Genomic DNA, 22,849 nt, shown 5'->3' with positions numbered 1-22,849 from the left:
CTCACGCGTCCCGCAGCGCCTGGATGTCCAGCTTGCCCATACCGAGCATGGCCTTCATGGTCCGTTCCGCCTTCGCGGGGTCCGGGTCGGCCAGCAGCCTCGGCAGCTCGTTGGGGACGATCTGCCAGGAGAGGCCGAACTTGTCCTTGAGCCAGCCGCACTGGCTCTCCTCGCCGCCCTCGGAGAGCGCCGCCCAGAACCGGTCCACCTCGGCCTGGTCGGCACAGTCGACGGAGAGCGAGATCGCCTCGGTGAACGGGAACTGCGGTCCGCCGTTGAGCCCGATGTAGTCCTGGCCCGCGAGGCGGAACTCGACGGTGAGCACCGAGCCCGTCTCGCCCGGGGCCTCCTCGCCGTAGTAGGTGATGTCCAGGATGCGGGAGTCACCGCCGAAGATCGCGACGTAGTGCTCGGCCGCCTCCTTCGCCTGGCCGTCGTACCAGAGGCAGGGGGTGATCTTCTGCATGACGTTCTCCTAGCTTTCCGCCGGTCCGGTCGTTGTGGAAGGTAGACCGCGACCGGCGCGGGAACTCATCGGACCCGCCGGGGACACACCACGGGTCCGCCACGGACCCTGGGCGGCGCCCCCAGGACAGGAACGAGCCGCTGACGCTCACCCCGCGCATGCGGAGGGTCAGCCCACCGCCTCGAACCGCCACCGGTGCACCGGCCGGGTGATCAGGGCGACGTCGGGCTCGGGGAGTTCGGGGAGGTCGTCGGCGTACGACACTTCCTCCCACCACGTCATGACCAGCACCCGGTCCTGCGGGGCGCGGAGCAGTTCGCGGCGGGCCGGTTCACGGGACAGCTCGGCGGCCCGGGCTCGCGCCCACTCCAGGAGTTCCCCGCCGCGGCCCTCCACGGCGCGGGCCTCCCACATCAGGACGACGGTCGCGGCGCTCATGAGTAGAGGTTGTCCTTGCTGATCTCGTGCACGTGATCGTGGGAATGGGAGTGGGAGTGCCCGGGGCCGTGTGCGGACCCCGGTACGTGCGTCTCCGTCACCGGCAGCGACGAGTCCGCCGACAGCTCCAGGTCGGAGGGGCACCGGTTGCGGGCGACCATCTCCGCGCCGAGCGCCGCGACCATCGCGCCGTTGTCCGTGCACAGGCCCGGGCGCGGCACCCGCAGCCGGATGCCCGCGCGCTCGCAGCGCTCCTCGGCCAGGGCTCGGAGGCGGGAGTTGGCCGCCACCCCGCCGCCGATCATCAGGTGGTCGACGCCCTCGTCCTTGCAGGCCCGGACCGCCTTGCGGGTCAGCACGTCCACCACGGCCTCCTGGAAGGACGCCGCCACGTCCCGTACGGGCACCTCCTCGCCCGCCGCGCGCTTCGCCTCGATCCAGCGGGCGACGGAGGTCTTCAGACCGGAGAAGGAGAAGTCGTAGGGGGCGTCGCGCGGGCCGGTCAGGCCGCGCGGGAAGGCGATCGACTTCGGGTCGCCCTCCCTCGCCAGGCGGTCGATGACGGGCCCCCCGGGGAAGCCGAGGTCCAGGACACGGGCGATCTTGTCGAACGCCTCGCCCGCCGCGTCGTCGATGGTCGCGCCGAGGGGCCGTACGTCGCTGGTGATGTCGGGGGCCAGCAGGAGCGACGAGTGGCCGCCGCTGACCAGCAGCGCCATCGTCGGCTCCGGCAGCGGGCCGTGCTCCAGCTGGTCGACGCAGATGTGCGAGGCGAGGTGGTTGACCCCGTAGAGCGGCTTGCCGAGCGCGTACGCGTACGCCTTCGCGGCCGAGACGCCGACGAGCAGCGCGCCCGCGAGCCCGGGGCCCGAGGTGACGGCGATCCCGTCGAGGTCTCGGGCGCTGACCCCGGCTTGTTTCAGGGCCCGCTCGATGGTCGGGACCATCGCCTCCAGGTGGGCCCGGGAGGCGATCTCCGGGACGACGCCGCCGAAGCGGGCGTGGGTGTCGACGCTGGAGGCGACGGCGTCCGCGAGCAGGGTCGTCCCGCGGACGACGCCGACACCGGTCTCGTCGCAGGAGGTCTCGATGCCGAGTACGAGGGGTTCGTCGGCAGCCATCATTCAGTCCCGTTTTCCGATACGTCTTGCATGGTGAGGCGCATGACCAGGGCGTCCACGTTCCCCGGCTGGTAGTAGCCGCGGCGGAAGCCGATCGGTTCGAAGCCGAACCGCTCGTACAGCTTCTGCGCCCGGGTGTTGTCGACCCTGACCTCCAGGAGCACCGTGGCGCACTCGAAGGCCGTGGCGTGCTTCAGCAGGTCGGTGAGGAGTTCCGAGCCGAGGCCGGTGCCCCACGCCTCGCGGCTGACCGCGATCGTCTGGACGTCGGCGAGGTCGCCGAGGGCGGCGAGCCCTGCGTAGCCGGCGATCCGGCCGGTGGCCGGGTCCTCGGCGACGACATAGCGGCGGGTGGCGCCGGGGCCGCGCGCGTGGGCCAGCTCGGACCAGAACATTCCGGGCGACCAGGCGTCGTCCGGGAACAGGGCGTGCTCCAGCTCCAGCACCGGTGCGATGTCCCACCAGCGCATCTCGCGCAGCACAGCGGCGGTGGCCTTGGAGGTCGCGGCGCTCACTTCGGCGTGACCACCTTGTAGTTCTTCGGCACCTGGGCGTCGGGCCTGCGCAGGTACAGCGGCTGGGGCTCCGGCAGCTTCTGCCCGGCGGCCAGCCGTTCGGCGGCGAGCGCGGCGAGCGCCCCGGCGGCGACGTGCTCGGGGCCGCGGGCGTCCGGGAAGGCGTCCGGATACAGCACCGCACCCGCCCCGACCACGGGCAGCCCCGCCAGCTCGGCGGCGATGTCGGCGGGCCGGTCGACGGAAGGTTCGCCCGTACGGGTGCGGGCGTCCTCGTACCGCGCCCAGTAGACCTCCTTGCGGCGCGCGTCCGTCGCCACGGCGAAGGGCCCCTCCAGCCCCTCAAGACCGGCGGCGTACGCGAGGCCGTCCAGGGTGCACAGCCCGTGGACCGGTACGGAGAGGGCGGAGCCGAAGGTCGCGGCGGTGACCAGGCCGACCCGCAGCCCGGTGTACGGGCCGGGGCCGATGCCGACGACGATGTCCGTCACGGCGTCGAGTTTCGTCCCGGCCTCGGCCAGGACCCGGTCGACGGCGGGCAGCAGCAGCTCCCCGTGCCGGCGGGCGTCGACCTGCCCGGAGGCGGCGAGGACGGACGTACCGTCGTGGAGGGCGACGGTGACGGCGGGCGTGGCGGTATCCATGGCGAGCAAGAGCACGCAAACAGCCTACGGCTCCGCCGACGGCGTTACGGCGTCCGTACGGCGTCCCGGACGGCGCCCTCCCGGCTGCTACCGTCACCGGGTATCCGCGGGTACGACGTAAACGCTTGTACGACATGCGGCGGACGGCCGCCGAAAGGGGAGTTCACGGTGGCAAGGAGCAGCTCGGGAATCGTGGCCGGGCTCACTGCGGCGGCGGTCGCCGCGGTCGCCTTCCTCGCTTACCAGGCCTCGGCGAACGCCCCCGACTCGGTGGCCTCCACGACGCCGAGCCCGAAGACCTCCGCATCGGCGTCCGCCCAGGCCTCCGCCAAGCCGAAGGCCCCGGTCGATCCGCTGGCCGTCCCGGCCGCGTCCGGCACCGGTGAGCGTGTCGTCTACGCGCTGGAGGACCGCCGGGTGTGGCTCGTCGGCGAGGACAACAAGGCGACCCGCGCCTTCACCGTCATGCCGAGCCCGGTCAGCCCGCCGCCCGGCGTCTACCACGTCACCTCGCGCTCGGGCACGGTCCAGGGCTCGGACGGCGTGCCGATCGAGCACGTGGTCCGCTTCGCGAGCGTCGACGAGGTGACGGTCGGCTTCAGCGCGGCGCAGGACGGCTCGATGGCCTCCCCGGACCCGACGTCGAAGACCGGTGGCGTGCGGATGAAGCGCGCGGACGGCAACGCGATGTGGACGTTCGCGACGGTCGGCGCGAAGGTCGTCGTCATCCCGTAGGACCTGTCTGAATCCCGTAGGGCCCGCGCGGGACGTGTCTACGCGGCGTGCCGTCGTACGGCGCGGTCCGGCGCGTGCTCCCCGTTCACGGCCACGTCGTCCTCCGCCGCTTCCGGCTCGCTCGGCGGGGTGGAGACCGCCGTGGCCGCCGCGCACGAGGCCAGCAGGTCCTTCATCGACAGGGCGGAGGGGACGGGCGCCGTCGGCTGCTGCCTGGGCTGCCGTTCCGCGCGCTCGGGCGTCGGCATGGATGCCTCCTGGGGGCTCCGGTGGAGGTCGTGGTTAGGTATACCTAACCAGGTCTCGTACCCATGTGACCACGACCACGGTCCCTGACGCAACAATTTACCGACGCCCTGTCGGAAAGGTCCACCCCGGCGTCGCCCAAGGGCCCCCTCGCGTTACGCGACGTCCTCCCGCAGCCCCGCCCAGCGCGGGCCGATGCCGACCAGCGTCACCTCGCGCCGCTCGTCGTCCGTGTCGCCGGTGGCGCGGTCGATGAGTACCCGGAGCCGGTCGTCCGACAGCTCCTCGACCTTGCCGTCACCCCACTCCACGACCACCACCGACTCCGGCAGCGACACATCGAGGTCCAGGTCCTCCATCTCGTCGAGCCCGCCGCCCAGGCGGTACGCGTCGACGTGGACGAGGGCTGGACCGGCGCCGAGCGGGGGGTGCACACGGGCGATCACGAAGGTGGGCGAGGTGACCGCGCCGCGCACACCGAGGCCCTCGCCGAGGCCCCGGGTCAGAGTGGTCTTCCCGGCGCCCAGCTCCCCGGTGAGCATGACCAGGTCTCCGGGGGCCAGCACGCGGGCGAGGCGGCGGCCGAGGTCCTGCATCTGCTCGGGGGACGTGACGGTGATCGTCACGGTGACGGCCGCGGGCACGGTCCCGACGGGACTGTCGGCGGTCGCTTCCGTGACGGTCTCAGCGGCCGGGCTGTTGTGCGGTGCTTCCATGCTCGTCAACGTTAGCGGCAGCCACGGTGCCACTGCGTACGAGCAGGTCGGCCAGGCGGTCGGTGACCGTCTCCGGGTGCTCCAGCATCACCATGTGCCCGGCGTCCGGCACGATGACCAGTTCGGCGTCGGGCAGCACGTCCGCGATGGCCTCGCTGTGCGAGCTGGGGGTGACCAGCTCCTTCTCCCCGGCCAGGATCAGGACGGGCACGTCCCGGAACGCGGGCAGCGCCGCGCTCTTGTCGTGCTCGGTGAAGGCCGGGTAGAACTCGGCGACCACGTCGATCGGGGTCGACTCGATCAGCCGCTCCGCGAACCGGGCGACCGCCGGGTCCACGTCCCGCGAACCGAACGAGTACCGCTTGACGATCCCGGCGAACAGGTCCGCCGTGGCCCGCCGCCCCTTCTCCACCAGCTCCGCCTGCGAACCGAGCGCCTTCAGCACCCCGGGCAGCACCCGCCGCGCCGCGTTCACGCCCGCCACCGGCAGCCCGAAGCTCACCTCGGTGAGCCTGCCGCTGGAGGTGCCGATCAGCGCGACGGCGGCGACCCGGTCCCGGATCAGGGCCGGGTACTGGTCGGCCAGCGCCATCATCGTCATGCCGCCCATCGAGTGCCCGACCAGGACGAGCGGACCCTCGGGGGCCGCCGTGTCGATGACCGCCTTCAGGTCGCGGCCCAGCTGGTCGATGCCGCCCGGCACCCCGTTCGCCTGGTCCCGGCCGCGCTCGGAGCGGCCGTGGCTGCGCTGGTCCCAGTAGACGGCGCGTACGAGGCCGCGCAGGGCGGCCCGCTGGAAGTGCCAGGAGTCCTGGCCGAGGCAGTAGCCGTGGCTGAAGACGACGGTGACGGGGGTGGGGGCCTTGCGGCCGAAGAGGCGGCGCCGCCGGGTGCCGGGCGCCTCGTCGCCCGCCGAACCCCCCGGACCCGCCTCCACCTCGTCGACCTCGTAGTACAGCTCCGTGCCGTCCTCGGCGACGGCCCGGCCCGGGGTGCCGCGCAGCGAGCCGTAGGGGCCCGTCGCGTCCAGCGCGAGGCGGGCCTTCTTGCGCATGCCGCGCCCCACGGTGAGCCGCTCGACCGCGACCCCGGCCGCCGCACCCGCGGCGAGCACTCCTATCGCGGCCCCGGCGATCCCCGCCCGGCGCCACCCTCCGGCCGCCGTGGCGGCGGTCGCCACCACGTCCCGCGCGCTGCTGTCGCTCACTGCGGTACGCCCCCGGTCGCCTCGTTCGGGTCATCCGTCCCGTTCACGTACACCCTCGGCACCCGGGTCCCGATCCGGGTGACGATCTCGTACCCGATGGTGTCGGCGGCCACCGCCCAGTCCTCGACGCTCGGCTCGCCCCGGTCGCCCGGGCCGAACAGCACCGCCTCAGCGCCCGGTTCGGGCCGGTCGCCGCCGAGGTCGACGACGAACTGGTCCATGGCGATGCGGCCCGCCGCCGTACGCGTCCGCCCGCCGACCAGGACGGGGCCCCGGCCCGACGCGTGGCGCGGGATGCCGTCCGCGTAGCCGACGGGGATCAGGCCGAGGGTCGTCTCGGCGGGGGTCACGTAGTGGTGGCCGTAGCTGACGCCGTGTCCGGCCGGGGCGTCCTTGACCAGGGCGAGGGAGGCCGCGAGCGTCATCACCGGGCGCAGCCCGAAGTCGGCGGGCGTGCCCAGCTCGGGGCTCGGCGAGATGCCGTACATCGCGATCCCGGTCCGTACGAGGTCGAAGTGCGCCTCGGGGATCGTCAGCGTGGCCGGGGAGTTGGCCAGGTGCCGCACCTCGGGGTCCACGCCCTCCTTCTCGGCGTACGCGACCAGGTCCCGGAACACGCCGAGCTGCGCGGCGATCGAGGGGTGGCCAGGCTCGTCGGCGCAGGCGAAGTGCGACCACAGGCCGGTGACCTTGACGCGTCCGGTCCGCTCGGCGTCACGGGCCCCGGCGACGAGTTCGGGCCAGTCGGCGGGCTGGCAGCCGCTGCGGCCGAGGCCGGTGTCGGCCTTGAGCTGGATCCTGGCCGGGCGCCCGGCGGCCGCGGCGGCGGCGATGACCTCGCGCAGGGCCCACATACCGCTGACCGACACGTCGATGTCGGCCTCGATCGCCTCGCGCCAGGGGCCGCCGGGCGTCCACAGCCAGCACATGATCCGGCCGTCGAGTCCGGCCGCCCGCAGGGCGAGGGCCTCGTGCGGGGTCGCGGTGCCGAGCCAGGCCGCCCCGGCCTCGCGGGCGGCCCGCGCGCACGGCACGGCCCCGTGCCCGTACCCGTCGGACTTCACCACGGCCATGAGCTGCGCACCGGCCGCCCGCCCACGCAGAACGCGCACGTTGGCGCGCAGCGCGGCGAGGTCGATCTCGGCACGGGCTCTCAGGGACGCAGTCTCGTTCATCGCGCCCAGTGTCTCAGAGGCGCCTGCCGCCACCCGGGCAGCGCACGCCGGTATCCAGGCCTATGTACGTTTCATCACATGCCGGAGGTGGTCGACCAGGACCGGGACGTGGCTGCCGGCCACGTCCTTGACGGCGGTGACCAGCGTGACGTGCCCGCCCCCGCGCACCAGCCCGACGAGCCGCTCGACGGCCTCCGTGTGCGCCGGGTCGTCCAGCTCGGTGCGGTAGCGCTCGACGAAGGTGTCGTAACGCGCGCCGGAGCGGTCCTGGTGGTACCAGGAGCGCAGTTCGTCCGAGGGCATGACGTCCTTCAGCCATACGTCGATCGCGGCCCGCTCCTTGGCAACGCCCCGGGGCCAGAGCCGGTCGACGAGGACCCGGGTGCCGTCGCCGTCCTCGGGCGGGTCGTAGACCCTGCGTACACGTACCGATGCGCTGCCGCTCACTGTCCGGACCACCCTCCTGCCGGGCCTCCCACCCTCGCCCCGCCTCAGCCCGCCCGCACGTCGCGCCAGGCGGCCGGGATGCCGTCGGCGACGTCCTGCGCGGAGAGCGGGGCCCCGTCGGAGCCGTGCCGGGCGGCGAGTCCGTGGAGATACGCGCCCACGGACGCGGCGTCGCGCGGGGCGAGCCCGGCCGCGAGGAGGGACCCCGTCAGCCCGGAGAGCACATCGCCGCTGCCCGCCGTGGCGAGCCAGGCCGTGCCGGTCGGGTTGACCCGTACGGGGGTGTCCCGGGCCTCCGCGACCAGGGTCGTGGAGCCCTTGAGGAGCACGGTGGCGCGGTAGCGGGCGGCCAGTTCGCGGACGGCGGCGAGCCGCCCGGCCTCGACGTCCTCCCGAGCCGTGGAGAGCAGGGCGGCGGCCTCCCCCGCGTGCGGGGTCAGTACGGTCGGGGCGGTCCGGGTCCGCACGGTCTCGGCGTCCAGCAGCCGCAGCCCGTCCGCGTCGACCAGCACCGGGACGTCGGCGGCCAGCACGTCGGCAACGGCCGCCTCCGCCTCCCGCCCGTCCCCGAGCCCCGGCCCGACCACCCAGGCCTGCACCCGCCCGGCCTTCGACGGCGGCCCCGCGTGCACCAGCGCCTCGGGGTAGCGGCCGATCACCGCGTCCGCGCCCGGTCCGACGTACCGCACGGCCCCGGCCCCGCCGCGCAGCGCGCCCGCGACCGCGAGGACGGCGGCGCCCGGGTAGCGCTCGGACCCGGCGACGACGCCGACGACCCCGCGCCGGTACTTGTCGCTCTCGCCGCCCGGCACCGGCAGCAGGGCCGCGACGTCCGCGTACTGGAGCGCCTCCAGGTCCGGCGGCTCGGGCAGGTCCGGGCCGAGCCCGATGTCCACCAGCCGCAGGGCGCCCGCGTGTTCGGCGGCCGGGTCGATGAGGAGGCCCGGCTTGTACGTGCCGAAGGTGACCGTCGCGTCCGCCCGCACGGCATCGCCGTGGACCTCGCCGGTGTCCGCCTCCACCCCGCTCGGCAGGTCGACGGCGATGACCGGGGTACGGTCCCGGGTCACCGCGTCCAGCAGCTCGGTGGCGTCCGCGCGCAGTCCGCCGCGCCCGCCGATGCCGGTGATGCCGTCCACGATGAGGTCGAGCACGCCCAGCCCGTCCGGCCCGTCGACGACCTGCCCCCCGGCGGCGAGGAACGCGGCGAGGCCACCCGGGTGGGCCCGGTCGGGGGCGAGCAGCAGGGCCCGGACACCCGCCCCCCGACGGGCGAGCCGGGCGCCCGCGTACAGGGCGTCGCCGCCGTTGTCCCCGCTGCCGACGAGGAGCAGGACCCGGGCCCCGTACACCCGGCCGCCGCGGCGCAGCAGATCGCCGCAGGCCACGGCGAGTCCGGCGGCGGCGCGCTGCATCAGGGCACCCTCGGGCAGTCGCTGCATGAGGGCGGCCTCGGCGGCCCGTACGGTCTCCACGCTGTAGGCACGTCGCATGGGTCCAACCCTGGGCGATCACGACGGCGGACGCCAGCCCCGCGGGGCGTGGCGGCCCGGGACGACCGGGACAGCGGGCACCGCACGCGTGGAGCCGCGTGCTCACCCCGCCGCGATCACGGCGGCGCGGCATGGGCGCCCCCTTCCGCGGTCACGACGGCGGATACCCGCCCCGGCTCACCCTTCCGCGATCACCACCGCTGATGCGACTCCCGCGTCATGGCTGAGCGAGACGTGCCAGCCGCGCACGCCCAGTTCGGCGGCGCGGGCGGCGACCGTGCCGCTCACCCGCAGCCGGGGCTGCCCGCTCTCCTCGACCCAGACCTCCGCGTCGCTCCAGAGCAGCCCGCCGGGCGCGCCGAGCGCCTTGGCCAGGGCCTCCTTCGCGGCGAACCGGGCGGCGAGCGAGGCGATTCCGCGCCGCTCGCCGCTGGGCAGTGTCAGCTCGCCCTCGACGAAGAGCCGGTCCGCCAGCTGGGGCGTACGCTCCAGCGCCGCGCCGAAGCGCTCGATCTCGGCCACGTCGATGCCGACCCCAATGATCACGACCCCACCCTCGCCATCCCTGTCGTTCTCGCGACCCGGGGACACCCCGGGTCGCTCCACTCACTCCACGGTCACGGACTTCGCCAGATTGCGCGGCTGGTCCACTTCGTTGCCGCGGGCCGTCGCCAGCTCGCAGGCGAAGACCTGGAGCGGCACGGTGGCGACCAGCGGCTGAAGCAGCGTAGGCGTTGCGGGGACGGTGATGAGGTGGTCGGCGTACGGGACGACGGCCCGGTCGCCCTCCTCGGCGACGACGACGGTGAGCGCGCCCCGGGCCCGGATCTCCTGGATGTTGGAGACGATCTTGTCGTGGAGCACCGAACGCCCGCGTGGCGACGGCACGATGACGACGACCGGAAGGCCTTCCTCGATGAGCGCGATCGGCCCGTGCTTGAGCTCCCCGGCCGCGAAGCCTTCGGCGTGCATGTAGGCGAGTTCCTTGAGCTTGAGCGCGCCTTCGAGGGCGACCGGGTAGCCGACGTGGCGCCCGAGGAAGAGGACGGTGTCGTGGTGGGCGAGGGAGCGGGCCAGCTCGCGGACGGGCTCCATGGTCGTCAGGACGCGTCCGACCTCGGCGGAGATCGCGGCGAGCTGGCGTACGACGGTCCGGATCTCGTCGGCCCACTTGGTGCCGTGGAGCTGGCCCAGGTAGAGGGCGACGAGGTAGCAGGCGACGAGCTGGGTGAGGAAGGCCTTGGTGGAGGCGACGGCGACCTCGGGCCCGGCGTGGGTGTAGAGGACGGCGTCGGATTCCCGGGGAATGGTCGAGCCGTTCGTATTGCAGATGGCGAGCACCTTGGCGCCCTGTTCGCGGGCGTGGCGCAGCGCCATCAGGGTGTCCATGGTCTCGCCGGACTGGGAGATGGCGACGACGAGGGTGCGCTGGTCGAGGATCGGGTCGCGGTAGCGGAACTCGCTGGCCAGCTCGGTCTCGCAGGGCAGCCGGGTCCAGTGCTCGATGGCGTACTTGGCGATCATTCCGGCGTGGAAGGCGGTCCCGCAGGCGACGATGACGACCTTGTCGATCTCGCGGAGTTCGGCGTCCGGGATGCGTACCTCGTCGAGGTGGAGCGAGCCCTCGCCGTCGATCCGGCCGAGGAGGGTGTCGGCGACGGCCTGGGGCTGGTCGGCGATCTCCTTGAGCATGAAGGAGGCGTACCCGCCCTTCTCGGCGGCGGAGGCGTCCCAGTCGACGTGGTACTCGCGCACCTCGGCGAGGTCCCCGTCGAACCCGGTGACGGTGACGCCCTCGCGGCTCAGCTCGACGACCTGGTCCTGGCCCAGCTCGATGGCGGTACGGGTGTGGGCGATGAACGCGGCGACGTCGGAGGCGAGGAACCACTCGTCCTGCCCGACGCCCACGACGAGCGGTGAGTTGCGCCGGGCGCCGACCACCACGTCCGGCTGGTCCGCGTGCACGGCGACGAGGGTGAACGCCCCTTCCAGCCGCCGGCACACCTGCCGCATCGCGTCCGCGAGGTCCGGGCCCGCCGAGTACGCCTCGGCCAGCAGGTGCGCGACGACCTCGGTGTCCGTGTCCGACTCCAGGGCGTGCCCGCGCCCGGTCAGCTCGCGCCGCAGGGCCGCGAAGTTCTCGATGATCCCGTTGTGGACGACGGCGACGCGCCCCGCGTTGTCCAGGTGGGGGTGGGCGTTGGCGTCGTTGGGCGCCCCGTGCGTCGCCCACCGCGTGTGCCCGATCCCGGTCCGCCCGGCCGGCAGCGGCCGGTCCCCCAGCTCCTTCTCCAGATTGACGAGCTTGCCCGCCTTCTTCGCGGCGGCGAGCCCGCCGTCCGCGAGAACGGCGACACCCGCCGAGTCGTAGCCCCGGTATTCGAGGCGCTTGAGTCCCGCGACGACGACGTCCTGCGCCGACTGCCCACCGACATATCCCACGATTCCGCACATAGCGGCACCATAAGGCCGGAAGCGGCTCGCGGGAGAGATGTTGGTGCCATATAGTTCTTTGTACATCACCAACATCGCCACACAGCGGGAGGCCGGACATGTCGGTGACGCAGATCGACATAGACGATGAAGCGCTGGAGCGGGCGATGACCCTGTCCAAGGCGCGGACGAAGAAGGAGACCGTCAACATCGCCCTGCGCTTCTACGCGGAACAGCAGGAGCGTGCGGCACGGATCAGCCGCCACTTCGAGCGCGCACGCGACTGGGGCGCGGTCGAGGACGCCGAGCGGCGGCACCGGGCGGAGAAGGGCGGTCAGTGATCTACCTGCTCGACACGTCGGGCCTCGTGCGGCTGCTCTCCGACACCGCTCTGCAGTCGGTGTGGTCCGATGCGATCGAGGCCGGAACGGTCGCCTCCTGCTACCCGCAGCGGGCGGAGTTCCTGTACGGCGCCCGGAACGCACGCGAGTACGACGAGATCGTGGAGATGTTCACCGACCTCTACCCGGACGTCGCGGTGCCGAAGAGCGCAGGGCGCTGGATCGCCTCGGTCCAGCACCGCATGGCACGCGCCGGGCAGCACCGCAGCGCCTCCGCCGTGGACCTCGTCATCGCGGCCACGGCGGCCCATCACGGCCTGACGGTCCTCCATGACGACCTCGACTACCGCACGGTCGCCCGGCACGCCCCGGACCTCGGCGAGCACAGCGTTCACGACGTGGCCTGAGACTCCGGTGCGGGCCCGTGCCGGGGCCCGCACCGGAGCAGGGTCGGCTTCGGCCCGTCACGTGCAGTACTGCGCCTCCTTGCCGATCGACCGGTACATGCAGTCGGCGTTCTCGATCAGTTGCAGCACCGCGTCCCGGTTGCGGGAGGTCTCGCGCTCGATGACCTCGTCGGGCGGATAGAAGCCGCCGCTCCACGACGAGCGCGGGTACATCTCGAAGGTGTAGCCGAAGATCCTCTGCGAGCCCCACAGCCAGTCGTCGATCGAACCGTCGGTGATGTAGAGGTCGCTGGACTGCTCGGCGGTGTACCCGTTGCTCGCCGCCATCTTGCGGCCCACCGCGGCGAACGCGTTGCGGTCGTCGGCGGTCATGCCGGGCGCCGTGTCGGCGTAGGTGTAGCCGTACGGCCAGAGCACCAGCTCGCTGTACGTGTGGAAGTCGATGGCCGCCGTGATCTGCTGCTTGCCGCCGACCACGCGACTGCGTACGAAGTCCGACACGACCCTCGTCTCCGGCGCGGACTCGGGGCCCGTACCCCGGTACGTCGCCGAGGAGGGGCTGGAGGAGGACCCGCCGCAGCAGCCCCACTTGTAGGCCCAGTTGCGGTTGAGGTCGGTGCCGACCGCGCTGGAGCCGGAGTTGGGCTGCCGGTTCTTGCGCCAGCTGCGGTACGAGCCGGTGGCGATGTCGTACTCGCCGCCGTCCGGGTTCATGTCCGGGATGATCCACAGCTCGCGCCCGTCGACGGCCCGGGTGATCCGGGAGTCGGAGCCGTAGCCCTCGGCGAACTCGCGGAGCAGGTAGAGCGCCATCTCGACGGTCAGGTGCTCGCGGGCGTGCTGGTGGGCGGTGAACAGCACCTCGGGCTCGGCCTCGTCGGTGCCGACGTTGTCGCTGATCTTGATCGCGACGATGTCCCGGCCCTGGTAGGTCTTCCCGATGACGCGCTTGCTCATGATCGAGGGGTTGGCGGCGATGCGCGCGTCGATCGCCGCGGTCATCTCGGCGTAGTTGTGGTAGCGGGAGTCGGCGGGCGGGAAGTCCCGGACCCCGACGCCGTCCGCCGCGTGCGACTCGGCGCCCGGGGCGGGCAGGGCCTCCAGTACGTGACCGAGCGCCCGGAGCTTCCCGGCCTGGGTGGTGTCCGCGGTGATGACGATGCCGTGGTCGTGCACCTCGTCGATGGAGACGCCCACGCGGGCGATCCCGGTACGGGCGGCGGGGGTGATGCGCCCGGTGATCTCGTACTGGAGCGTCCGCTCGTCGGCGGCGACGGCGGCGTTCGGTGCGGGGGTCTCGGCGGTGGCGACAGCGGTCGCCGGGGCGGCGAGGGCGAGGGCGAGCAGGACGGCGAGGGCGGCGTTGCGCCGGGTTTTCGTCGGCCGGGTTCTCGGCCGGGATGCCCGTGCGGTGACAAGTCGCATGCGGCAGTCTCCTGAGTCCGTCGGGTGGGGGGTGGAGCTGTGCGACGGGCACAGGATGAAGGTCATGTCATGGACGGGTCAAGTCTCGCATTCCGGCCATGATTTCTCCGACCTCACCGGACACACCGTCATACGGTCGTACGAGCCGCTGAGTACGACGAATGAGTACGTGCACTCACGCCCCCGGGGCCCCTGCCGCACCACCATGGGTTCAGCGCCACCGACCACGGCGCCGACCGGACCACCATCGAAGGAGCCCCATGCCGAAGCGTGCCGTCACCATCTCCGCCCTCGCCGGTGTCGCCCTGCTCGCGGGGGCGGGCGCCTACGCCTTCGCCGGCGAGGCGAGGAGCACCGGCCCCGAGGTGACGCATGCCTCCGTCGCGTACGTCGCGCCCGGCGCGGGCCAGGACGGCTCGCTCACCTTCACCGCCGAGGTGGCCGACGACTCCGGCGTCCGGGGCCTGAAGGTGCTGGCCTGGCCCACGAGCATGGCGCCCGCCCCGAACGCCGAGGAGATGGCCCACGCGGAGCCGGCCGCCTGCGAACCGGCCGGCGCCGAGACCGCACGCTGCACGTACACCGTGAAGGTCACCGCCGCCGACGCTGCCGAGTCCCCGAAGGGCGCCTGGAACGTGGCGGTCCTGGCCTCCGCCAAGGACGGCGGCAGGGCGTTCGCCCCGAAGGCGGCGGACTTCACGGTCGAGGGCTGAGCCGCGCGGTACGCGGTTGGGGTTACGGCGACGAGCGCGGGCCCGCCGACCAAGGCGGGCGCGGGCCTACCCGTTCAGGCAGGCGCAGGCCCGCCCCGCCCCTCCCCCAGCTTCCGCCTCAGCGCCGCCCGCTCGGGCTCGGTGCCCGCCAGCTCCAGCGCCTCCCGGTACGCCACAGCCGCCTCTCCACCCCGCCCCAGGCGGCTCAGCAGATCACCCCGCGCCACCACATACGGCGGGTACGCCCGCAACCGGGGCTCCCCCGCCAGCGCGTCCAGCAGAGCGAAACCGGCCCCCGGCCCGTCGCGCATCGCCACCGCGACGGCGCGGTTCACCGCCACCACGGGAGACGGGGTGAGGGTGAGCAGGACGTCGTACAGGGCCACGATCTGCGCCCAGTCCGTGGACTCCACGTCCGCCGCCTCGTCGTGCAGGGCGGCGATCGCGGCCTGCACCCCGTACGGCCCGGCCGGCCCCCCGGTCAGCGCCTGCACCACCAGACCTCGCCCCTCCTCGATCATCGCCCGGTCCCAGAGCCCCCGGTCCTGGTCCTCCAGGAGCACCGGCTCCCCCTCCGGGCCGGTCCGCGCCCCGCGCCGGGCATGGACGAGGAGCAGCAGCGCCAGGAGTCCGGCGCTCTCCCGTTCGGCGGGGAGCAGGCGGCGCAGTATCCGGGCCAGCCGGATCGCCTCCTCGGCCAGGTCCAGCCGCTGGAGCCGGGGGCCGGCGCTGGCCGCGTACCCCTCCGTGAAGACCGAGTAGACGACCTGGAGCACCCCGGGCAGCCGGTCCGGAAGTTCGTCGGGGCCCGGCACCCGGAACGGAATCCGGGCCTCGCGGATCTTCTTCTTCGCCCGCACGATCCGCTGGGCCATGGTCGCGGTCGGCACGAGGAAGGCCCGTGCCACCTCGGGGGTGGTGAGCCCGGCCAGGCAGCGCAGGGTGAGGGCGGTACGGTCCTCGGCGGCGAGGGCGGGGTGGGCGCAGGTGAAGAACAACTGGAGCCGTTCGTCCGGCAGTTCACCGAGACCGGTCGGGGCTGCGACGGCCTCCGCCCGGTCCGCGTCGGCCTGGAGGACAGCGAGCCGGGCGGCGTACGCCCGGTCGCGCCGCAACCGGTCCACGGCCCTGCGCCGCGCGGTCGTCAGCAGCCAGGCCCCGGGGCGGGCGGGGACGCCCTCGGCGGGCCAGTGGAGGAGGGCCGCCTCGATCGCCTCGGACGTCACCTCCTCGGCCAGATCAAGATCCCCGAACCGGCGCACGAGGGAGGCGAGCAACAGCCCACGCTCCTCCCGGAAGACCGCCTCGACGGCAACCCTGGCCTCAACGGCCTCAGCCTCCTCCCGGGAACCCCGGGAACCCCGGGAACCCCGGGAACCCCGGGAACCCCGGGAACCCCGGGAACCCCGGGAATCCTGGGTATCCCGAGCACCTTGGGTATCCCGGGCATCCCCAGCCGTCCGGCCCTCCCCCGGGAACGCGTCCTCGCCCGCCACCGTTCTCAGCCCCCGAAGTCCGCGACCGGCCGGACGACGACCGAGCCGCCGTCCCGCGCACCGGGGCAGCGGGCGGCCCAGTCGAGGGCGGCATCGAGGTCCGGCACATCGATGACCAGGAACCCGCCCAGCAGCTCCCGCGTCTCCGCGAACGGCCCGTCCGTCACCGTCCGCTCCCCGGTCGGCGAGACCCGCACGGTGGTCGCGGTCACGAGGTCGGCCAGCGACTCCCCGGAGACGAGAATCCCCGCGTCGCGTACGTCCTTGTCGTAGGCCATCCAGTCCTCGACGGTGCACTGCGGCGCCCCGCCCTGCTCGTCGACGGCCCCGCTGTGGATCAGCAGCATGTACTTCATGGTCCGACTCCTGTCGTATGGGTGTTCCGAGCCCCCTGCGGGGCTGCTTACACCTTGACGACGAACGGACCGGGCCCCGATCGACAGGCCGCCGGAAAGAATTCCGGCGGTCCTTCTACTGCTGGGCGCCCACCCGGTTCGCCGGTGCGGACATGATCACCCTCCGCCCCCCTTTCATGCGCTCAGGCCCCACGGCTCGTCCGCGCCCCCACGGGCCTCGGCGCACTCCCGGCACAGGCCCGGCACCGGTGACCGGAAACCCCGGTCGCAGCCGTCGCAGTTCACCAGGGGCACGATCGGCGCGGCAACGGGCAGGGGCGGCGGGAGGAGCGCGGTCAGCCGGTGGCGCAGCAGCTTCGCCGGGTACCTGAGCGGTACGGGCGGATCGTCGGTGAGCGCCTCCCGTACCGCGTCGGGCCGCATCCCCCGCTCCAGCCAGGCCGCGACCCCGGGAACGAGCCGCCGGACGTCCTCCTCGGAGAGGACGAACAGCGGCGCGGTACGCCGGAGCCCGGCGAGCAGGTCGGCCGCCGCCGCGTTCAAGGCCTCGGTGGGGCGGCACGGACCGGGCAGCGGCGGCCGCTGCTGCCGGGGCGCGGTGGGCGGGGGCACGAGCCGGGGCACGGGAGCGGGAACGCGTTCCTCCGGTACGGGCGCGGGCTCCAGCGCACGTACGGTTTCGGGCACCGACTCACGCACGGGCGTGGGCACCGACTCACGCACGGGCGTAGGCACCGGCTCACGCACGGGCGTGGGCACCGGCTCACGCGCCGGTACGGCTTCGGGCTCCGGCTCCCGCGCCGGCGCGGGCGGGGGCGGGGGCGGGGTCCCCGCTGCCCGGCCCGCCGCGTCCGGGTGGTTGTAGAACACCGTGCGCGTGGCCAGCTTGCCGCCCTTGACGCGTTCCAGGACGCGGCTGAGGAATCCGTGCTGCTCCAGCTCGCGCAGCGCGGCGGCGATGCGGGTCTCGCTCTCCGGGAAGTCCGCGGCGAGCGCTTTGATGCCGACCCGCCACCCGTCCGGCAGCGACTGGATGTGCGTGCCGAGGCCGATCGCCAGCAGGGACAGGCCCCGGTGCTGGGAGAGCCGGTTGGAGACGATCGTGTAACCGTCGGTCAGGCGGATGTTGAAGTGGACGACGCCGAAGTACGGGGCGCGCGAGGGCGCGCTAATCTGCTGGGTACCCATCGGGAAGATCCTGCTTCCTCGGTGGTCAGGCCTTCGGTCGGGATGCCAGTCCCGGCCGGGGGCCGTCTCATGTCTGGTGGTGGTCAGCGTGAGCATATGCCCGCCAACAGGGCGAAAATCCAGCCCGGTTGGCACACTTCACCCGTGTGAGTGAGACGCCTCGCACGTACTGACGCGGGCCCGCACAGGGTTGGGTCGGGTTATTTCTCCCGTATTCAAAGACGGGTAATTAAAAGCTTTTACGTCGCGGGCCACCGGGACGCGGTCCACCGCGACCCGGTCACTCCCGCCCCGGCTCCCCCCACCCCGCCCCACCGGGTCGCGGCTGTCACGATCCGGTGAGCGCCACCTCCGCCCAGACCGTCTTGCGCGGAAACGGCCCGTGCTCAGTGCCCCACCGCACCGACAGCGCCTCCACGAGCAACAGCCCGCGCCCGCCCTCGGAATCGCCGGGGGGCTCCCGCTTCACCGGGTCCCGGTCACCCCGGGTGTCGGCGACCTCGATCCGCAGCACGTCGTCGTACACGCTCAGCAGGATGCGGAAGTCCCGCCCGGGGACGTACCCGTGCAGCGCCGCGTTGGTCGCCAGCTCCCCGATGACGAGGCTCGCGTCCTCCAGCGGCAGCCCCCAGGACCGCAGTTGCTCGGTCGCCAGCAGACGGGCGAGCCGGGCGCCCCGGCGGGTGGCGGAGAGCTGGACGGCGAACTGTCCGGTGCGCGCCCTCGGTTGGGTGATTTCTTGGTTCATGTCACTCAGCGTGTCGGCGCGTATCTACCCTGAGAAGTATTGGCACGGGTACGGACTGTCACTGTCCCTGGGGTGTACAGCCCTGTCCCGTTCGTACGGTGTCCGCGCACGGGCACACGGCTGGAAGCGGGTCGGCAGATGGCTGACGGAAACGAAGAGGACCAGGAGTTCGGCCTGGAGGACGACTCGGGCGCGGTCATCGCGGCGGTCGGCCGGCAGGTCAAGCTCTGGCGCGAGGCCGCCGGCCTGCGCGCCGCCGAACTGGGCACGGCCATCGGGTACAGCGAGAACCTCGTCTTCAAGGTCGAGGGCGGGCGGCGCATCCCGAAGCCGGAGTTCCTGGACCGGACGGACGACGTCGTGGGCGCGGGCGGCAAGATCGCGGCGATGAAGAAGGACGTGGAGGAGGCCCGGTATCCGAGGAAGGTCCGCGACCTGACGAAGCTGGAGGCGGAGGCGGTCGAGCTCGGCTCGTACGCGAACGGCGTGATCGACGGGCTGCTTCAGACCGAGGAGTACGCACGTGCGCTGTACAGGCAGCGGCGGCCCGCGTACAGCGAGGACGACATCGAGCGCCTGGTGGCCGCGCGCATGGCCCGGCAGGTGGTCTTCGAACGTAGGCCCGCGCCGCTGCTCACCTTCGTCCAGGAGGAGTCGACGCTCCGGAGGCAGACCGGGGGCAGAACGGTCCTGCGACGCCAGCTCGAACGCCTGCTTGACCTGAGCCAGTTGCGGCATGTCGAGATCCAAGTCATGCCTATGGAGGCGGAGGAGCACGCGGGTCTCGGCGGCTCGCACCGCATCCTTAAGCTGAAGGACGGAAAGACCGTCGGGCTCAACGAGGTTCAGCTCATCAGCGGGCTGATCTCCGATCCGAGGCAGGTGCAGATCCTGGAGATGCGCTACAACCTGATCCGGTCGCAGGCCCTCACGCCCCGGCTGTCGCGGGAATTCATCGAGAAACTGCTGGGAGAGACATGAGAGCCACCGAGCTGAACTGGTTCAAGAGCAGCTACAGCACCAACGACGGCCCCTCCTGCGTCGAGGTCGCCACCGCCCCCACCACCATCCACGTACGCGACTCCAAGCAGCTCCCCACCGACGGACCCCACCTCGGCTTCGGACCGGCCGCCTGGAACGACTTCATCGCCTACGCGTCGGAGTCCTGACCATGCCCGTACACGTCAAGGACTTCGACCACCTCGTCCTCAATGTCGGGGACGTGGAGCGGGCCATCGCGTTCTACTGCGGACCGCTCGGCCTGGAGCCCGTACGGGTCGATGAGTGGCGGGCGGGCAAGGTGCCGTTCCCCTCGGTCCGGGTCAGCCCGACCACGATCATCGACCTGATCGACCGTCCGCGCGGCGAGTCGAACGTGGACCACATCTGCCTCGTCGTCGACCCGCTCGACTGGCAGGAGGTCATCGACTCCGGGGTGTTCACGGTGAAGGAGGGCCCGGTCCCCCGCTTCGGGGCCCGGGGCTCGGCCACCTCGGTCTACGTGCTCGACCCGGACGGCAACACGGTCGAACTGCGCTGGTATCCGCAGGACGCGTAGGGCGGGCGGGCCCGCGCGCGGAACGGGCGGACGGGCGGTGGAACGTCTCGCGGGACGCCCCACCGCCCGTGAACCGTTCCGCCCGTGAACCTTTCCGGCCACTGCGGACAACAGGGATGACAGCCACACCGACCGACACACCCCTGGAGGCGCAGTGACCGGACCACCTCCGGCCCGCCCAGGCACCGAACGCGACGACGCCGTCGTCATCACGCAGTCTCTCGACGAACCCGAGCTGTTCGCCGGGCTGTACGACCGGCACGCCCCGGACATCCACCGCTACGCCGCCCGCCGCCTCGGAGAGGGCGCAGCGGACGACATCACGGCGGAGACGTTCCTGATCGCGTTCCGCACCCGGGACCGCTACGACACGTCCCACCGGCTGGCCAGGCCCTGGCTGTACGGCATCGCGGCCAACCTGATCGGCAAGCACCGCCGCAGCGAGGTCCGCGCGCTGAAGGCGCTGGCCCGGACGGGCCACGACCCGGTGGCCGCGTCCTGGAGCGACCGCTCCGACGACCGGATCGCCGTCCAGGCCCCCCTCGCGGGCGCGCTGGCCACGCTCTCGCCCGGCGACCGGCACGTCCTGCTGCTCGTCGCCTGGGCGGACCTCGGCTACCAGGAGGTGGCCGACGCACTGCGGATACCGCTGGGCACGGTCAGATCCCGACTGAACCGGGCCCGCCGCAAGGTGCGCGAGGCTCTGAGCACCGATCCCACGTTCGTCTCGGCCGAACAGGAGCTGACCCCATCATGGACGAAATGACCCAGCTGCGGGAGCTGCGCGCCGATGCCCCCGTACCCGACCGTGCAGCCCTCGCCCCGGGCCGCGAGCGGCTCACCGGCACCATCGCGGGCAGGGGCCGCCGCACCTTCCGGGCGCGGGCCGACTGGCGGATCGCCTCGCTCGGCGCGGTGGTGGCGATCACCGCGGCGGCGCTCTTCGTCACCCAGGTCGTCGACACCTCGGACCCCCGGCAGTCGGGACCGGCGACCGTGACGGGCGACCTCGACCTGTCCAGCCCGTCCGCCGCCCTGGGCCGGGCTGCGGACTTCCTGGACCGGCAGGAGGTGCCTCCGGAGCCCCGGTCGGACCAGTGGATCTACCTCCGGGAGGAGAATCCCGAGCAGGCGGAGCAGTGGGCGGAGCTGCCCGCCGAGATCCGGGAGGACATGCAGTGGTCCTACAGCCCGGACTCCTGGGTCCCGTACGACGACAAAGCCGCGGAGAACGACGAGTCCGACACCGACTACCGGACCGCCCGCGAGTCCTACCGCATCGCCGCTGACCTGCCGGAGGACCCCGAGGCGCTGCTCGCGAAACTGCGGAAGGTGTTCCCCACCGGCAGCGGCCCCGACGGCCCGCCCGAGGCCAAGGACGAGCACAGCTTCCGCGCCCTGTCGGTCCTGCTGGGGTCGTACCCGCTCCCGCCCGACGCGATGGCCAGGATCTACCGGGCGATGGCCACGGTCGGCGGCGTAGAGGTGACCGACCACCTGATCAGGGACGCCTCCGGCCGCCAGGTCATCGCCGTGACCCGCGACTACGACCAGGGGGACACCCGGCGCGAGATCCTCATCGACCCGGTGGACTACAGCTACGCGGGAGAACGCGACGTCGTCACCAGGACACACGAGGTCTCCCGACCCGACGGCATCGAGCCCACGGTCCACGAACGCGGCGACATCCTGATCAACGTCGCGAGGACCAGAGCGGCCGTCGTCGACGCCAAGGGCCAGAAGCCCTGACCGTACGGCTCGCACACACCCGGTCGCGGGCCCGGTGTCCGGCACAGGGAGCGGACACCGGGCCCGCGACCGTGGGCCTCCGGCGAGGCCCCTGGCCGTGGACGTCCGCTGCCAGGGGCACCGCCCCGACACCCACGTGACCGACCCCACCCCCCGCTCCGTTCAAACTCCCGCAACAATGAACGTGTGATCACTTCGCCCGCACGGAGCCCGCAGCGTCGCACCGAGCATGCGCCGACCCCCTACGTCGACCTCTCGCGCGACGAGTGGAGCGCCCTGCGGGACAAGACCCCGCTGCCGCTGACCGCCGACGAGGTGGAGCGGCTGCGGGGTCTCGGTGACGTCATCGACCTGGACGAGGTGCGGGACGTCTATTTGCCGCTCTCCCGGCTCCTCAACCTGTACGTCCAGGCCACCTCCGGGCTGCGCGGCGCGCTGAACACCTTCCTCGGGGACGCCGGGAACGGGCACGGGGAGCAGCGCGGCACCCCGTTCGTCATAGGGGTCGCGGGCAGTGTCGCCGTGGGCAAGTCCACCAGCGCCCGTATCCTCCAGGCGCTGCTGGCCCGCTGGCCGGAGCACCCTCGCGTGGAGCTGGTGACCACGGACGGGTTCCTGCTGCCGATGAAGGAGCTGCGGGCGCGCGGGCTGACCTCGCGCAAGGGGTTCCCGGAGTCGTACGACCGGCGGGCGCTGACCCGGTTCGTCGCGGACATCAAGGCGGGCAAGGACGAGGTGACCGCGCCCGTCTACTCGCACCTGATCTACGACATCGTTCCCGGCGAGCGGCTCACCGTCCGCCGCCCGGACATCCTCATCGTGGAGGGGCTCAACGTCCTCCAGCCAGCCCTGCCGGGCCGGGACGGGCGCACCAGGGTCGGGCTGGCGGACTACTTCGACTTCAGCGTGTACGTGGACGCGCGCGCCGACGACATCGAGAACTGGTACCTCAGCCGCTTCCGCAAGCTGCGCGCCACGGCGTTCCAGGACCCGTCCTCGTACTTCCGCAAGTACACCCAGGTCTCCGAGGAGGAGGCGCTGGAGTACGCGCGCACCATGTGGCGGACCATCAACAAGCCGAACCTGCTGGAGAACGTGGCTCCGACGCGCGGCCGTGCCACCCTGGTCCTCCGCAAGGGACCGGACCACAAGGTCCAGAGGCTCTCCCTGCGCAAGCTCTGACCCGCTCTCGTACACCGACCGGGTCGCGTACGCCGACCGGGGCACGGCCG

Annotated in this window: 27 protein-coding genes and 1 pseudogene; 10 read left to right on the top strand and 18 right to left on the bottom strand. The window is 72.7% G+C overall.

Translation table 11 applies throughout. The features are described 5' to 3' along the window. Position 1 precedes the first annotated feature (1 nt). The 5 genes from RI138_RS20430 to tsaB form a co-directional block, all read right to left on the bottom strand. Positions 2-466: a VOC family protein gene (locus tag RI138_RS20430; RefSeq protein ID WP_311121081.1), complete on the bottom strand. Its 465-nt coding sequence runs from the start codon at positions 464-466 to the stop codon at positions 2-4. Positions 467-634: 168 nt separating this feature from the next. Then, entirely contained in the window at positions 635-904 is a 270-nt protein-coding gene (locus RI138_RS20425; protein ID WP_311121080.1) for a hypothetical protein, read from the bottom strand. Further along, on the bottom strand, positions 901-2,025 hold the full coding sequence (gene tsaD / locus RI138_RS20420) for a tRNA (adenosine(37)-N6)-threonylcarbamoyltransferase complex transferase subunit TsaD (protein WP_311121079.1): 1,125 nt from the start codon (positions 2,023-2,025) through the stop codon (positions 901-903). The genes RI138_RS20425 and tsaD overlap by 4 nt, the downstream gene beginning before the upstream one ends. Continuing rightward, a complete protein-coding gene (gene rimI, locus RI138_RS20415) occupies positions 2,025-2,495 on the bottom strand; it encodes a ribosomal protein S18-alanine N-acetyltransferase (protein WP_311122951.1) in 471 nt (156 codons plus the stop codon). Before rimI ends, tsaD begins: the two co-directional genes overlap by 1 nt. A 41-nt stretch (positions 2,496-2,536) precedes the next feature. Continuing rightward, entirely contained in the window at positions 2,537-3,184 is a 648-nt protein-coding gene (gene tsaB / locus RI138_RS20410; RefSeq protein WP_096630607.1) for a tRNA (adenosine(37)-N6)-threonylcarbamoyltransferase complex dimerization subunit type 1 TsaB, read from the bottom strand. A 192-nt stretch (positions 3,185-3,376) separates the two neighbouring features. On the opposite strand from tsaB, the gene RI138_RS20405 reads away from it, so the two are divergent. Then, the gene (locus tag RI138_RS20405) at positions 3,377-3,919 is read left to right on the top strand and encodes a hypothetical protein (RefSeq protein ID WP_311121078.1); all 543 of its coding nucleotides are present in this window, start codon (positions 3,377-3,379) and stop codon (positions 3,917-3,919) included. Between the two features lie 38 nt (positions 3,920-3,957). On the opposite strand, the gene RI138_RS20400 is transcribed toward RI138_RS20405, so the two are convergent. From RI138_RS20400 to glmS, 8 genes are all read right to left on the bottom strand, one after another. Beyond that, positions 3,958-4,167: a hypothetical protein gene (locus tag RI138_RS20400; RefSeq protein ID WP_311121077.1), complete on the bottom strand. Its 210-nt coding sequence runs from the start codon at positions 4,165-4,167 to the stop codon at positions 3,958-3,960. A gap of 153 nt (positions 4,168-4,320) precedes the next feature. Continuing rightward, the gene (gene tsaE / locus RI138_RS20395; protein WP_311121076.1) at positions 4,321-4,881 is read right to left on the bottom strand and encodes a tRNA (adenosine(37)-N6)-threonylcarbamoyltransferase complex ATPase subunit type 1 TsaE; all 561 of its coding nucleotides are present in this window, start codon (positions 4,879-4,881) and stop codon (positions 4,321-4,323) included. Next, positions 4,850-6,088, bottom strand: a complete 1,239-nt coding sequence (locus RI138_RS20390) for an alpha/beta fold hydrolase (RefSeq protein ID WP_311121075.1) — start codon at positions 6,086-6,088, stop codon at positions 4,850-4,852. The genes tsaE and RI138_RS20390 overlap by 32 nt, the downstream gene beginning before the upstream one ends. Further along, positions 6,085-7,263 (bottom strand): alanine racemase, encoded by a 1,179-nt coding sequence (alr, locus tag RI138_RS20385; protein ID WP_311121074.1) that lies wholly within the window; start codon positions 7,261-7,263, stop codon positions 6,085-6,087. Before alr ends, RI138_RS20390 begins: the two co-directional genes overlap by 4 nt. Positions 7,264-7,323: 60 nt before the next feature. Then, positions 7,324-7,710 (bottom strand): DUF488 domain-containing protein, encoded by a 387-nt coding sequence (locus tag RI138_RS20380; RefSeq protein WP_311121073.1) that lies wholly within the window; start codon positions 7,708-7,710, stop codon positions 7,324-7,326. Positions 7,711-7,754: 44 nt separating this feature from the next. Then, positions 7,755-9,203, bottom strand: coding sequence for an NAD(P)H-hydrate dehydratase (locus RI138_RS20375; RefSeq protein ID WP_311121072.1), 1,449 nt, complete (start codon positions 9,201-9,203; stop codon positions 7,755-7,757). A gap of 177 nt (positions 9,204-9,380) precedes the next feature. After that, entirely contained in the window at positions 9,381-9,749 is a 369-nt protein-coding gene (locus tag RI138_RS20370; RefSeq protein WP_096630580.1) for a holo-ACP synthase, read from the bottom strand. A gap of 60 nt (positions 9,750-9,809) precedes the next feature. Next, a complete protein-coding gene (gene glmS, locus RI138_RS20365) occupies positions 9,810-11,657 on the bottom strand; it encodes a glutamine--fructose-6-phosphate transaminase (isomerizing) (protein ID WP_311121071.1) in 1,848 nt (615 codons plus the stop codon). Positions 11,658-11,755: 98 nt separating this feature from the next. Between glmS and RI138_RS20360 the strand changes: the two genes are divergently transcribed. Further along, complete coding sequence (locus RI138_RS20360) at positions 11,756-11,977, top strand: type II toxin-antitoxin system VapB family antitoxin (RefSeq protein ID WP_311121070.1); 222 nt, start codon at positions 11,756-11,758, stop codon at positions 11,975-11,977. Beyond that, complete coding sequence (locus RI138_RS20355; protein WP_311121069.1) at positions 11,974-12,384, top strand: PIN domain-containing protein; 411 nt, start codon at positions 11,974-11,976, stop codon at positions 12,382-12,384. Before RI138_RS20360 ends, RI138_RS20355 begins: the two co-directional genes overlap by 4 nt. A gap of 57 nt (positions 12,385-12,441) precedes the next feature. Here RI138_RS20355 and RI138_RS20350 read toward each other — a convergent pair whose 3' ends face one another. Continuing rightward, positions 12,442-13,809, bottom strand: a complete 1,368-nt coding sequence (locus RI138_RS20350; protein ID WP_311121068.1) for a M14 family metallopeptidase — start codon at positions 13,807-13,809, stop codon at positions 12,442-12,444. Positions 13,810-14,069: 260 nt separating this feature from the next. Here RI138_RS20350 and RI138_RS20345 point away from each other — a divergent pair, with 260 nt between their 5' ends. After that, positions 14,070-14,522, top strand: a complete 453-nt coding sequence (locus RI138_RS20345; protein ID WP_311121067.1) for a DUF5707 domain-containing protein — start codon at positions 14,070-14,072, stop codon at positions 14,520-14,522. 74 nt (positions 14,523-14,596) lie between these two features. Here RI138_RS20345 and RI138_RS20340 read toward each other — a convergent pair. The 4 genes and pseudogenes from RI138_RS20340 to RI138_RS20325 all read right to left on the bottom strand — a co-directional run. Next, a pseudogene (locus tag RI138_RS20340) lies at positions 14,597-15,844 on the bottom strand (RNA polymerase sigma factor); the annotation flags it as partial. A gap of 179 nt (positions 15,845-16,023) precedes the next feature. After that, a complete protein-coding gene (locus tag RI138_RS20335) occupies positions 16,024-16,374 on the bottom strand; it encodes a YciI family protein (RefSeq protein ID WP_096630585.1) in 351 nt (116 codons plus the stop codon). 174 nt (positions 16,375-16,548) lie between these two features. Continuing rightward, a complete protein-coding gene (locus RI138_RS20330; protein ID WP_311121066.1) occupies positions 16,549-17,562 on the bottom strand; it encodes a hypothetical protein in 1,014 nt (337 codons plus the stop codon). Positions 17,563-17,890: 328 nt separating this feature from the next. Next, entirely contained in the window at positions 17,891-18,310 is a 420-nt protein-coding gene (locus RI138_RS20325) for an ATP-binding protein (protein ID WP_311121065.1), read from the bottom strand. A 138-nt stretch (positions 18,311-18,448) separates the two neighbouring features. Here RI138_RS20325 and RI138_RS20320 point away from each other — a divergent pair, with 138 nt between their 5' ends. The 6 genes from RI138_RS20320 to coaA all read left to right on the top strand — a co-directional run bounded on the left by RI138_RS20320 (position 18,449) and on the right by coaA (position 22,799). Next, complete coding sequence (locus tag RI138_RS20320) at positions 18,449-19,291, top strand: helix-turn-helix domain-containing protein (RefSeq protein ID WP_311121064.1); 843 nt, start codon at positions 18,449-18,451, stop codon at positions 19,289-19,291. Then, entirely contained in the window at positions 19,288-19,479 is a 192-nt protein-coding gene (locus tag RI138_RS20315; RefSeq protein ID WP_096630595.1) for a DUF397 domain-containing protein, read from the top strand. The genes RI138_RS20320 and RI138_RS20315 overlap by 4 nt, the downstream gene beginning before the upstream one ends. A gap of 2 nt (positions 19,480-19,481) precedes the next feature. After that, positions 19,482-19,868: a VOC family protein gene (locus RI138_RS20310; RefSeq protein WP_096630597.1), complete on the top strand. Its 387-nt coding sequence runs from the start codon at positions 19,482-19,484 to the stop codon at positions 19,866-19,868. A 154-nt stretch (positions 19,869-20,022) separates the two neighbouring features. Continuing rightward, positions 20,023-20,634, top strand: coding sequence for an RNA polymerase sigma factor (locus RI138_RS20305; RefSeq protein WP_311121063.1), 612 nt, complete (start codon positions 20,023-20,025; stop codon positions 20,632-20,634). After that, positions 20,622-21,617 carry a CU044_5270 family protein gene (locus RI138_RS20300; RefSeq protein WP_096630600.1) on the top strand — a complete coding sequence of 332 codons (996 nt, stop codon included), beginning with the start codon at positions 20,622-20,624 and terminating at the stop codon, positions 21,615-21,617. The genes RI138_RS20305 and RI138_RS20300 overlap by 13 nt, the downstream gene beginning before the upstream one ends. 186 nt (positions 21,618-21,803) lie before the next feature. After that, a complete protein-coding gene (gene coaA, locus RI138_RS20295) occupies positions 21,804-22,799 on the top strand; it encodes a type I pantothenate kinase (protein ID WP_096630601.1) in 996 nt (331 codons plus the stop codon). Positions 22,800-22,849 lie beyond the last annotated feature (50 nt).

Origin of the sequence: Streptomyces durocortorensis, assembly GCF_031760065.1 — a bacterium.
GTDB lineage: Bacteria > Actinomycetota > Actinomycetes > Streptomycetales > Streptomycetaceae > Streptomyces.
Note: the sequence above shows the minus strand (reverse complement) of the source record. Positions and strands in the feature narration are given on the sequence as shown.